The sequence below is a fragment of the Bacteroidota bacterium genome, assembly GCA_018698135.1.
GTDB lineage: Bacteria > Bacteroidota > Bacteroidia > CAILMK01 > JAAYUY01 > JABINZ01.
Window position 1 is genome coordinate 1 of sequence record JABINZ010000177.1, and the last position, 12,199, is coordinate 12,199.

A 12,199-nucleotide genomic window follows, 5' to 3' on the forward strand; every position below is an offset into this window, starting at 1 on the left:
AAAGCATAAATCATTACTTCAGGAACAGTGCCTAATAAAACGCCAGCCATGGTAGCTATTCCTTTGCCACCTTTAAATTGGGCGAATACAGGATAAATATGACCAATCATTGCCAGTACACCGGCAGCAAGTTTTAGATATAAGAATTGAGGATCACTCTCTACAAAAAAGACCAAGACAAGGCGTGTAGCAACAAAACCTTTAAGAATGTCGAGAATTAGGATTGGAAAAGCTAATTTGGGTCCGATAACTCGCAAAACATTGGTAGCCCCGGAGCTTTTACTTCCAGAATTTCGTACATCTGTTTTATAAAAAAGTTTCCCTAACCATAAGGAAAAAGGTATGGCTCCCAGAATATAGGCTACAAAAAGGATTGAAATAATTTTAAACATGATTAATATAGATTCATTTTTTTCTTGAATAAATTCAGGTCGCGATTGGTCGCTTTCTTGATTCTGTATTTGTTTTCGGAGTGTTTTGAGATAGTAGATGAAACTTGCTTATTAAAGTCCTCGTTTGATCCCAAAACACTATAAATTCCATAATAATATTTAAAGAAATTGTAGTAATTTTCTTCACTCTCTAAATACAAGGCGAACATGGTTCCACTTTTCTTTTTAGAAAGCTGAAGGCCACCAATAATCTCTTTATTAACTTTTACTTTTTGGATGCTTATAATACTAAATTTATCACTGGACGTTTTAAACAATCTTTCCTTCAGATCGTAGGTAAGCTTTAGGTCGCTTAAAACAATTGTTTTGGTGATTGACTTTGTAGGTATGATTTCATCAAAGTCTTCAATTTCAATTAATAAATTGTCTCTCTCTTTTTCATCAGTTATCAGCTCAGAAATTGCAATTTTCGTAGCGTCTCTTCTGTTCTTGGAGCTTTTACGAAAATAAGTATGCTCCATCATTTCGTCTGCCATGATGTTGATTGCTTTTTCATCAAATGGGAAGTCAATAGTCATCATTAGGTCAAATATATAATTCCCATTTTCCATGAAAAAATTAACAGTTCCGGCTGTTTGAATTTCAATAGCTTTAATATCTTCTCCAAAATCAAATTTTCCTTCCCCGTAGGTATCTCCGGTTTTATCACTTAATGCGAAATAAGAACCGTATAACTCATGATCAAAAACTTTTTCTAATGCTGCATATATGTACTTATTGGTTTTATCATCGTAATACATAACACCTTCATCAACTGAAAAAATTTCTGCATCCGCGAATGCTTTTTTATAGCCCGTCCATAGGTTATAAACATAAGGAGAATCAGTTCCTACATACAATCCTGTATACAATTCTCTACCTTCACGACCAACAGGTTTGTTCAGACTGAAATAAACTGAATCAGGATTTATGCGATCGTGGTATGAAAACCAACCTGTCCGGAAATAGTCTTGTTTATGGGCAGGGAGTACAAATCCATCAAAATCGAGCTCTTTAACATTTCCATTAAGCTCTGCATAACCTCCAAATTTAAATTGAGGACTCAATCTGAAGTCCATAGAATCTGGTACTTTTGAACGGGCATAGGTTCGTCTTTCTTCATCTACCCGAATTTGGTAAAAGGATAATACTTGCTTGCTTTTATATTTATCAATGTAATCGTACTTACCATATCCGGTGTATTTATACTTACCGAAAACATTAATCAAGGCATCATATAATACATGATGGTAATTTATTGTATCAGCTTTTACAACTGCATTTTTTAACGATTGCATGAAAGCATCTCTTTCGATAGTTGCTAAACCCTGATCGGGATAAATTCGCGCATCTGCAACTGGAATATAGGGTATTTTCTCAGCATTGATGTAATACTTCTTTAAATCGTAGTTGGCAAAGGTTGATTGAAACTGCAGTGAATCCTGATCTTTTTTTGTTGATCTGAAATAACAGGCTTGCTCGCTCTGCATATCTGCTTTCGAAATAGCTATTCTATCTTCCAAATTATACCAAATGAAATGTTTCATTGAGGTAGTATACCTATTTAAAGGAAATAGAAGTTTACGATCTGACTTCGTACTTTCTCCATCCAGGATGTCAGTATCTACATCCAAATTAATTTTCGATGCAGGAGCAATGAAGGCATATAAATTGGGATCGTCACTGAATATACGAACAGTTGCTTTTTCAGATAATAAATTGTGTGGGGTAAATTCAAATAATTGGGATGAGATGGTTGAGTTTTTATAATCAAACACCCCTTTACTGGTTAATCGGGCAGGGGTCAACACCATGTTTCCACTAAACTCATAACCTTTCTCGTAAATTTTAAACGGTATTTGTTTCTTTTCAATAATCATGGTATCCGCATAGGCTAACCAACGTGTGAAAACTTCCCGACCTACAACTTTCGGATATTTCCCCATAGCATTGTGTTCCAAATCGAATGTATTGCTGTGCGATCGAACGGAATCAAAAAAGTAAATAAAATCTTCTGACTGAGTAATTGAAGTTAGATATTCTATTTTTCCATTACCCCGAAGTCCTTTGTTACTCAGATTAATTCGTTGGTCACCTTCTCCTTTTGGTGCTCCTTCCGCAACATAAAGTGGGAAATGGTCTGTTTTTGAAAATCCTAACGACAAGTCTTCTTGTGGAACAAGTTTGTAATCAAATACGGGCAGAATATCTCCGGAATAAAATGTGCCTTCAAATTCAAGCCCCTTCATTTTAAACTTATCTAAACTGTCAATAATAAATGGCTTAATATCAAAATAAAATCTGTCGCGGGAGTAGTGTCCACCCAGAATCTCTTTTTTGTCGTAATAAACATATGAATTCTTGGTACACTCAAATATTGGGTATTCAGGGTAATTTTTTCGGCCAGATTTATTTTTGGGATTATCGACATATAAATATCCACTTACGTCTTGCAAAACACTCTGGATTTGTGCGATAAGGTTAGGCTGATTCTCGTCAATACGAACATACATCCGCACTGAATCAATGTTTGTCAAGTTGAATTTAAAGTTCTCATAATCGAAATAAAAATCATTTCCAAAGAACTCAAAAAGCCCTCCTCTGATATAGCCATCAAATTCGAAATTTCGACTATCCTTCATGGTTACTTTCTGTTGACGAGGTACAATATGTACCCTATGTGTATCACTAAGCAGTACAAGACGAATTCCTTCCAAATCTAAATTGCCACTTTCAAGACTGAATACAGCATTGCTCTTTTTGATAGTAGATTCAAAACGAAGCATGTCGTAGTCCATTTTATTTGCCTCGGCATTAACATACAGGAATGTTTTATCACGTACTGTAACTATATCATTGATATTATCAAAAATGATATATCCATCCATCGTTAGGGTAATAAGTAGTGCTTCAACATTTTCGGGTCGCACACCCATGTAGTTAGCAAAATCATATTTAGAAAACACATTGGTATCCAGTCGCAAGCACAATTCCTTAATTTTATTTAAGGGATGAAATGTTAATACACTTTTAGTTTTATTGTATTGAGCCATGGTGAAAAATGACTCAGAAGTAAACATAGCAGATCCTTCACTTCCATAAAACATCCTGAAATCCATTTTGGGATTATCAATTGTCCAATCCAATTGATCAAATTCCATTTCCAATTTGTGGTAGGTGTCGTACATCGGACTTCGGTACATTCCATTATCTCCCCGGGTCAGTATTAATTTTCTCGTTTTAATGGAATAGTTAAAAATTATTTTTGGATGATAAATAGAATCTTCACCATAATAAATAGTTGTTCTGGCATTGCTGGCTACTATTTTGTCAGGAGTAATCATAAATGCATCCGACTCAGCTTTAAGGGTTGGCTGCCCTTTATACGTAATCAAAACCCGGGCTTTCACTACAGGTTCTCCTTCTACTTCCATGCTGCTTGAACCCATCATGTTCAATCCTTCTTGTGTAAATCCACCTATGTAAAGAACATTCTTGGATAGCTTATCCAAAATATAAACAGCTCTATAGGATCTGAACTTAGGATATTTTGCTTTTTTACCTAAATGAGTTGTATTTGCTTTTTCAGTTAATCGGCCAACTAGCTGTTTTGAAAAATAGTTTTTATTCCAAAATGTAACAGAATCGACTTCCAACTCTGCTTTTCGTACATCAATTTTATAGGCATCGAACTTACAATGAACCCTTGTTGAATCCAACTCAACTCTCTGCCAATCAACAATACCTTTTGTACCGCTCCATTTATACAATAATGGCAAATAAGTACCCATGGTGTTGTATATAACAAGCGAGTCTTCACGTGTAGTGCATATTAATGTAATTGGCTCATTAACAATAATCTTGGGTTGTTTTTCATAAACAATGTTGTAATTGGTGGTGCCTAAATACCATGTTTTTGATTTCGCGTCATAGATAGCATTTTTAGTAAATAACGCCATCATGGTCGTATTAAATTCCTTTATATTTCGTTTTGATTTTTCAAGATGCTGGCTATAAACAGAGTTCCATTCTCTGAATTTACCAATATCAATATTGTTTTTTTTATATGCATTAACAAGTTCCAGATAGGTTTCAAAATAGGGCAGAGGCTTAAAGTGTTTTTTAAGCATCAAATTACACGTTTCAACAATGCGTAAAAATTCTTCAGGATTAAGTTCTTCTAACTTCACATAATTGACGAATTCATCAACAATCAGATTTGTTTTTTCGACCTTTATTCCCTTGTAAAATCGTTTGATTTCATCTTGAAATTCTTCTGGATCTTTTGAAAATTTATAAACCTGTGAGAAGGCTGAAAATGACAGGCTAAAAATGACAAAAAAAACGATGAATCTATATGATATACGCATTCTATTTCCTTTTTCGGCAGGCGAGTCCTACCCAATTATTCTTTTCTAACTTCTTTTCGATAAAGATATTATACTTCTCATAATTATCTTGAATTAATTTCAAATCTTCTGTATAAAAACCACTTAAAAAAAGAAGTCCATTTTGTTTAAGCTTTTTACTAATAGACTCAACATTATTTAAAAGTGTGTTTCGATTGATGTTGGCAAGTATACAATCAAAATTTGTTTCGGGCACATCCTCAATTGACAGTAAGCGAGATTTGATATGCTTACAGCCGTTAATCTCTGCATTTTTTGTAGTGATTTCAATAGATTCTTCTTCAATATCTATAGCCATGATACTGGATGCTCCCTTGAAATCGGCTAATATGGATAAAATTCCGGTACCACAACCAAAATCAAGGATTTTGTAATTGCTTAAATCACTGCCTTCCATCAGGGTAAATATCAATTCGGTTGTTGCATGATGCCCGGTGCCAAATGCCATGTCGGGCATAATTGTAAAATTAACCAAATCCTTTTTTACCTCATGAAAGGGTGCTCGAATAAAATACTTCTTGGCCAAAACAATAGGTGAATAATTGCTTTCCCATTCTTTATTCCAATTTATTTTTGGTTGTTCGGCATGAGTGAAAGAAACTTGAGGGTAATTTTTAAGCAAGTTTTTAATGGATGAGTTAATATGTTGTTTGTTGAACTCATCAGCTAAGAAATAGGCTGAAAAGCCATCCTCATGTTCCCAGAAAGAAACATGCTCAAATTGATTGAACTCAAATATCAAAAGCTCTTTGCTATCTTCAGGACATTTTACTTTTACTTCAATATAAGTCATCCAACAGCGTTTATGATGGTGTTGAAATCCTGTGGTTTTAATGATGCTCCACCAACCAAACCTCCATCAATATCAGCTTGTCCGAATATTTCTTTAGCATTGGCAGCATTGACACTGCCTCCATATAATATGCGAATTGACTCACTTACTTCTTTACCGTATGTAGTTTCAATCAATGATCTGATGAAAGCATGTATTTCCTGAGCTTGTGCAGGACTAGCTGTTTTGCCAGTTCCTATGGCCCAAACAGGTTCATATGCTATAATAATTTCCTGAATCGAGTCGATAGGCAAACTGAAAAGTCCTTTTTTAATTTGTTCTTCAATTACGTCAAAGTGCTTTTGATCTTCTCTTTCATCAAGAGTTTCACCACAACAATAAATAGGAGTTAGCTCATTGTCCAGTGCCAGCTTGACTTTGCTTGCTAAAACTTCATTGCTTTCCTTGGCATATTGTCTTCGTTCTGAATGTCCGACCAAAACATATTTACAGCCAATACTTCGAATCATATTTGCGGAAATCTCTCCTGTAAAAGCTCCTTTTTCTTCATGATGAAGATTTTGAGCTCCTAATTTTATACAGCAATTGGTCAATTCAGTAGCAAACTGACTTAAATGAGTATAGGGAGGGAAAATGATGATATCTGAGTTTTTTGAAAACGTACAATTATGTAGTTCTTTCAGTTCTTTGATCAGATTTATGCCTTGAGCAACAGTCGTATTCATTTTCCAGTTGCCTGCAACAATAAGTTTCCTCATGATTAAAAATTAATGGATTTAAATAAAGGCTCAAAGACTTAATGTCTGAACTCTTTCGTTTGATCAAAGATATGGGTTAATATTTTTTTATCCATATCGGATAGCAATAGATTGCGCCTGCTCATAACCAATTCCATGGTTCGGAAGGCTTTGTCAATTCGATAAGTTGTTATTCCATTTGCACCACCCCAGGCAAAAGATGGGATGATGGTTCGGGGAAAACCTGCCCCAAAAATATTGGCACTTACACCCACAACAGTACCGGTGTTAAACATCGTATTTATTCCGCATTTCGAATGATCTCCCATAAAAAGACCGCAAAACTGTGATTCAGAATCAATGAAAGATTTACTTCCATAATTCCATATTTTCACGTTTTCGTAGTTATTTTTTAAGTTTGAATTGTTGGAATCAGCTCCAATATTGCACCATTCTCCAATAACAGAATTTCCGAGGAAACCATCGTGAGCTTTACTTGAGTAGCCCCAGAAAACAGCATTGTTAATTTCACCACCTACTTTGCAATGGGGTCCAATGGTTGTTCCGGGATAAATTTTGGCTCCTAATTTAAGTTGTGAATGCTCGCATATTGCAAATGGACCCTGAATAAGTGAGCCTTCCATGACCACCGCATCTTCTCCAATGAAAATAGGACCTTTAGTTGTATTTAGCGTTGCACATTCTATATTGGCATTGGGTGCAATGAAAACAGGATAGTCACCAATCAGTTGATTAGTTGAACTTAGCTCCTGTGATTTTTTCCCTTTGGTAATTAAGGCAAAATCAGCTTCAATTTGTTGGCTGTTTTTTTGAAATATATGCCATGGATATTTGATAAAGTCCAGCTGAGAATCACAAGCAACTACTTCGTATTCACCAAATTCTTCCTGATCAAAACTTTCAACATCTTTCGTACAAATAGCTACCCATTCGTTATCATTCTTGAGTATTTGTCCGCTTTCTAATTGTTTAATTTGCTCGACTATGGCTGATGTGGGGATTATAACGGAGTTTATCAATACATTTTCATCACTCAGCTTGCAGCTATATTTTTCAGAAAGATATTCTTCTGTTATAACAGAACATGCCTCTTCTAAAAGCAATTCCCATTTATCTTTTAAGGTAAGTATCCCAACTCGTAAGTCTGATATAGGGCGGGTGAATGTAAACGGTAATAAATTGGTCCAGTTTTCTGGAATATCATTTAAAATATAATTTGCCATAACCATAAAATAAAAAAGCTCCTTTCGTTATACAAAAGAAGCCTAAATTATTGATAATCGGAAAATTATTATTTCTTATCTTCTGCTTTTTTATACTTGTTGAAGAATTTTTCAACACGTCCGGCAGTATCAACAAATACTTTCTTACCTGTAAAGAATGGGTGAGATGTATTACTAATTTCAAGCTTATAAAAAGGATACTCCTTACCATCTGTCCATGTGGTTGTTTCTCTTGTTTCAACACAAGCGCGTGTTAAAAACGACTTTCCATTAGACATATCCTGAAACACAACAAATCTATAATTCTTTGGATGAATATCTTTTTTCATTTTAAATCTTTTTTAAGGACTGCAAAGGTAAAACAATGATTTTAAATACACAAAGCAAAATAGCTTTAAAATTTGATAAGCTTGGGTTTCGGTGTAAGGTGTTGATAAACAATCAGTAGGAATCTGTTTAAATAATACGATCAAAGATATTATTTTCATTCCATTAATTGATAACTTTGTTTTTAGTCGAAATATTCCTTGTAAACAATCAAGGCTGTTATTAATTATCTATAAATCAAATCAAAATGAAAAAAGTTATTTTTAGTCTTATCGCATTTGTACTCATGGCAGGTCCGCTTTTATCTCAGGAAGAAGAAGTTATTGAAGAGGTTGTCGAAATGCTTAAACCAACTCCTGCAGGAATCACGGCAGATCTGGTTATTCAAAACTATATTGCTGCTATTGGTGGTGAAAAGAAAATGTTGAAAATGAAAAGCTTGACCATGTATGCTCATACTACGATACAAGGAACAGAGCTCATGTTCACCTTTCATCGAATGGATCCAGGTAAATATTATATGGAAATGGGTACAGCTGACATGACCTATCAGAAACAAATTTGCGATGGAGAAAAGGCGAAAATAGTTGCTATGGGTAATGAAACCGAAATTACCGGTTCCGATTTGGAAGCAGTAAAATATGAAGGTGCTATTAATAAGGAATTACGCTATAAAGAACTTGGTGTAACCTACAAATTATTGGGAGTAGAAGAATTGAATGGCAAAGATGCCTATTTTATGGAATTTACCATCCCTGGTGGTTCAATACAAAATGAATATTTTGATATCGAATCTGCTTTAAAAGTAAGAACAACTAGTACGATTTCTGCACCAGAAGGTGATTTTATGTCAATTATTGATTACAGCAATTACAAAGCTGTTAAAGGTGTACTTTTCCCTTTTGCTATCAAACAATCTGTTGCCGGACAAGAAATTGACCTTACGGTATCATCTATTATTCTTAATAAAGTAGATGCATCGGTGTTTGAGATAAAATAGAAAATGATTATTGGCTATAGTACCACATATAAAAACTGTCTCCTATAAATCAATTTGTTGCCTTCCCTAAAGCCTGCCCGACAATGTTCAGGCAGGGTTGCAAATTGATTTTTTCACCACCCTTTAGGGATGGGGCAAAGAGGAAAAATCGATAATTGATGTGGTACAAATATGGATTTACAAAAAATAGATATGCAAATTGCGAAAAAACAACTGGAGCAAATTCAGGAAATTATTGCAGGCGATAAATGCTTTTTAAGGGAAATATTTCATCCGGATAGAGATGATGTTCCTACCAAGCATAGCTTGGCACATGCCTACATTGAAGCTGGAGGAGCCACTTTGGATCATTATATTGAACAATCAGAAACATACTATATAATTAATGGTTCTGCCATTATGCATATCGATCAGGAAACTTTTGATATTCACGCTGGCAGTTCATTTATTGTACCTCCAAAAAGTCATCAATGGATTGAAAATAGGGGTGATGATAAACTTGAGTTTTTGGTGATAGTTGATCCTCCCTGGCAAAAGGAAGATGAAGTGGTAATTACTTAAATTTTGGATTTCGAATATTTGATATTGGATTGCTAAATGTCACTCACCTCTTTTAGTTCACAAGGCTTTTGCGAATAATAGAACAATTGAACATCGAATAATAGAACAATTGAACAAGATAACAATTGAACAGGAGAACAATTGAACAGTTGAATAACGAATAATCGAACAATCGAACAGTAGAATAACGAATTGCAACCTGTAACTTTCAACTTTCAATTTTCATCTTTCTCCTCATATTATCCAATATAATAGCTGTAGCAACAGACGCATTTAGCGATTCGGCTTCACCAAATTTTGGAATGCTGATTTTTTGCTTGATCAAAGGCTGTAGTTCTTTCTGAATACCGTTTGATTCATTCCCAATAAGCAGGAATGCAGGTTTCTGGAAATTGCATGTATGCACCGATTCTCCTTGAAGAAAAGCCCCATAAGAGTTTCTATCAGAATTAGATGCAAGGATTTCCTGCAGGTTTTCATATGCATGCTGAATTCTTAAAAAACTCCCCATGCTTGCTTGAATAACCTTTGGATTGTAAATATCTGCACAATCTTCGGAGCAAATAATTGTATCAATTCCATACCAGTCAGCAATGCGAATAATGGTACCCATATTCCCTGGATCGCGAATGGAATCAAGCATGATGATGAGGTTAGAATTAAGGTTTATATCTTGTTCTGGCATGTGCACTACGGCCAATACTTTATTTGCGGTTCGAAGATTACTAATCTTTTTTAATTCTTTTTCATCGACTTCAACGATTTCTTGAATGTGTGTATTATGCAATTTGCCGGAATTATCTGCAAGCCAATCGGCTACTCCAAAAATTGAATGAATTTTATATGCTGAAAATAAAATTTCATTAACTATTTTTACACCTTCTGCTAGAAACAATTTATTTTTCTTTCGGTATTTTTTTTGTGTTAATGACTGTATAAGTTTCTGCTGTGCATTTGAAATCATTAATGATCTATTTAAAAGTTGCATTCAAAATTAGTTTTTTGTTTGCATTATTTTTGTCTTTTCAGGCCTGTACTTTCAATAAATTAGTTCCAACGGACAGTCTTTTGTTAAAAAAGGCAACTATTGAAAATGCACCAAGCGATGAAAAAAGTGAGCTGAATGCCCTTGCCAATCAAAATCCAAGGCAAAGAGGTTTTGGGATAACAGATCCATTTCTGTGGATTTATATGAAACAAGATCTTAAAGATTCGAACTTTATCAATAATTCCATTAAAAAGCTATTTGGCGAAGAGCCTATGTTTTTAGATACATCGCTGATTATCGAGTCTCAGCTTCAAATGCAAGACTATTTACTCAATAAAGGATATTTTAGGAATTCGATTAGTTACGATATAGCGAAAAAAAGGTATCGATTATTCCCTTCCTGGCAAAAAAAAGCATTTGTAAAATATGATATTAATCCAGGAAATCCTTATTTGATTCAAGATGTGGATTATTATGTAGCGGATAAAAATATATATGATTTACTGGATAGATCGTTTGCTAAATCCTTTATTATTAGCGGAAATAAATACGATAGTAAAAGTTTGATTCGAGAAAGAAGTAGAATTGCTGAAGTACTTAATAATGAAGGTTACTATAAATTCAGTAAGTATTTTATATATTTTGAAGTGGATACGACCTTCGGCAATAAAAGTGAAGTAAATGTTCAGGTCTTTGTTCAAAATCCTTCTGATTCCTCTGTTCATAAGCGTTACATCATCAATAATATTTCCATCGAACCGGGCTATAGTATAATGGACTCCAGTGTAAAAGATACCACATACGAGTTAGGCTATCGTTTTATTGGCAGTAACTTCAATTTAAAACCTTCTGTGTTTTTAAGGAATCTTGAGTTCAGAAAAAGTGATTTTTACAGCATTTACAAAGTAAAACAAACAATCAATAAGCTTTCAGAACTTCAAGTCTATAAATTCATCGATGTGGATTTTGAGGAAAGCTTAATTCCTGGTTCAGATACAGCTTTGTTGGACTGCAGGATAAGGCTTACACCGAGTAAAAAACAGGAGTATATTCTTGAATTAGAGACCAATACCACTGAAGAATATAAATATATTATTGATACCCGAAAGCGTTACTATGGTATGGCTGGTGGAATAACCTATAAATACAACAATATTCTGAAGCAGGCTATTCAATGGACATTAGGTGTTGGTGGAGCTTTTGATATTCAGATAAGAAGGGATAGTGGGCAAAAAGCATTTGGGAATTATCAGGCTGATATTAATACGGCCTTTTTCCTTCCTTACGCCTTTCTGCCATCAAGTTTTTTTAGGAATACAAACTTTAATTCAACAAAAACAGCCTTAAGCCTTTCCTATTTCTTTGAAGAAAATGTGGATTATGAACGAGCCACTCTAAATTTTGCCTATACCTATCAATTTAATAAGCCAAATCTTAAGCATTTTGTAACACCCATCGAAATATCCAGAATCAGTTCAAATGTTACAAATTCATTTTATCAAGGCTTAATCGATAGCAATGAGATACTTGCAAGTTTATTTGATCCGCATCTTTTAACAACGGCACGATGGTCTATCTCTTTTAAAGATCAAACTAAAGGAAACAGGAAGTTTTGGCGAGTGCGCTGGAACATTTTTGAAACAGCTGGTAATTTACCCCGTTTAGCTTTTGTGTTAGCAGAAGGCAACAGAAATATTAGCGATACAACA

Annotated in this window: 10 protein-coding genes; 3 read left to right on the forward strand and 7 right to left on the reverse strand. The window is 34.4% G+C overall.

The features are described from left to right. The 6 genes from HOG71_11595 to HOG71_11620 form a co-directional block, all read right to left on the reverse strand. Positions 1-392 (reverse strand): glycerol-3-phosphate acyltransferase (locus HOG71_11595; protein ID MBT5991483.1); only part of this gene is annotated, 392 nt, incomplete at its 3' end. A gap of 2 nt (positions 393-394) precedes the next feature. After that, entirely contained in the window at positions 395-4,801 is a 4,407-nt protein-coding gene (locus HOG71_11600) for a hypothetical protein (GenBank protein ID MBT5991484.1), read from the reverse strand. A 1-nt stretch (position 4,802) separates the two neighbouring features. Beyond that, complete coding sequence (gene prmA, locus HOG71_11605) at positions 4,803-5,633, reverse strand: 50S ribosomal protein L11 methyltransferase (GenBank protein ID MBT5991485.1); 831 nt, start codon at positions 5,631-5,633, stop codon at positions 4,803-4,805. Next, on the reverse strand, positions 5,630-6,391 hold the full coding sequence (locus HOG71_11610) for a triose-phosphate isomerase (protein ID MBT5991486.1): 762 nt from the start codon (positions 6,389-6,391) through the stop codon (positions 5,630-5,632). Before HOG71_11610 ends, prmA begins: the two co-directional genes overlap by 4 nt. A gap of 38 nt (positions 6,392-6,429) precedes the next feature. Then, complete coding sequence (locus HOG71_11615; GenBank protein ID MBT5991487.1) at positions 6,430-7,614, reverse strand: glucose-1-phosphate thymidylyltransferase; 1,185 nt, start codon at positions 7,612-7,614, stop codon at positions 6,430-6,432. Between the two features lie 68 nt (positions 7,615-7,682). Then, the gene (locus tag HOG71_11620; protein MBT5991488.1) at positions 7,683-7,943 is read right to left on the reverse strand and encodes a type B 50S ribosomal protein L31; all 261 of its coding nucleotides are present in this window, start codon (positions 7,941-7,943) and stop codon (positions 7,683-7,685) included. Positions 7,944-8,188: 245 nt separating this feature from the next. Between HOG71_11620 and HOG71_11625 the strand changes: the two genes are divergently transcribed. Both HOG71_11625 and HOG71_11630 read left to right on the forward strand, forming a co-directional pair. Next, positions 8,189-8,941: a hypothetical protein gene (locus HOG71_11625; GenBank protein MBT5991489.1), complete on the forward strand. Its 753-nt coding sequence runs from the start codon at positions 8,189-8,191 to the stop codon at positions 8,939-8,941. 192 nt (positions 8,942-9,133) lie between these two features. Then, positions 9,134-9,502: a cupin domain-containing protein gene (locus HOG71_11630; protein ID MBT5991490.1), complete on the forward strand. Its 369-nt coding sequence runs from the start codon at positions 9,134-9,136 to the stop codon at positions 9,500-9,502. 208 nt (positions 9,503-9,710) lie between these two features. On the opposite strand, the gene HOG71_11635 is transcribed toward HOG71_11630, so the two are convergent. Then, on the reverse strand, positions 9,711-10,466 hold the full coding sequence (locus HOG71_11635) for an RNA methyltransferase (protein MBT5991491.1): 756 nt from the start codon (positions 10,464-10,466) through the stop codon (positions 9,711-9,713). 38 nt (positions 10,467-10,504) lie between these two features. Between HOG71_11635 and HOG71_11640 the strand changes: the two genes are divergently transcribed. Further along, positions 10,505-12,199 (forward strand): hypothetical protein (locus HOG71_11640; GenBank protein ID MBT5991492.1); only part of this gene is annotated, 1,695 nt, incomplete at its 3' end.

What these genes read in the sequence shown, in the direction of transcription:
- HOG71_11600 (MBT5991484.1), bottom strand. Translation starts at nt 4,801, where the DNA reads ATGCGTATATCATATAGATTCATCGTTTTTTTTGTCATTTTTAGCCTG.
- prmA (MBT5991485.1), bottom strand. Translation starts at nt 5,633, where the DNA reads ATGACTTATATTGAAGTAAAAGTAAAATGTCCTGAAGATAGCAAAGAG.
- HOG71_11610 (MBT5991486.1), bottom strand. Translation starts at nt 6,391, where the DNA reads ATGAGGAAACTTATTGTTGCAGGCAACTGGAAAATGAATACGACTGTT.
- HOG71_11615 (MBT5991487.1), bottom strand. Translation starts at nt 7,614, where the DNA reads ATGGCAAATTATATTTTAAATGATATTCCAGAAAACTGGACCAATTTA.
- HOG71_11620 (MBT5991488.1), bottom strand. Translation starts at nt 7,943, where the DNA reads ATGAAAAAAGATATTCATCCAAAGAATTATAGATTTGTTGTGTTTCAG.
- HOG71_11625 (MBT5991489.1), top strand. Translation starts at nt 8,189, where the DNA reads ATGAAAAAAGTTATTTTTAGTCTTATCGCATTTGTACTCATGGCAGGT.
- HOG71_11630 (MBT5991490.1), top strand. Translation starts at nt 9,134, where the DNA reads ATGCAAATTGCGAAAAAACAACTGGAGCAAATTCAGGAAATTATTGCA.
- HOG71_11635 (MBT5991491.1), bottom strand. Translation starts at nt 10,466, where the DNA reads ATGATTTCAAATGCACAGCAGAAACTTATACAGTCATTAACACAAAAA.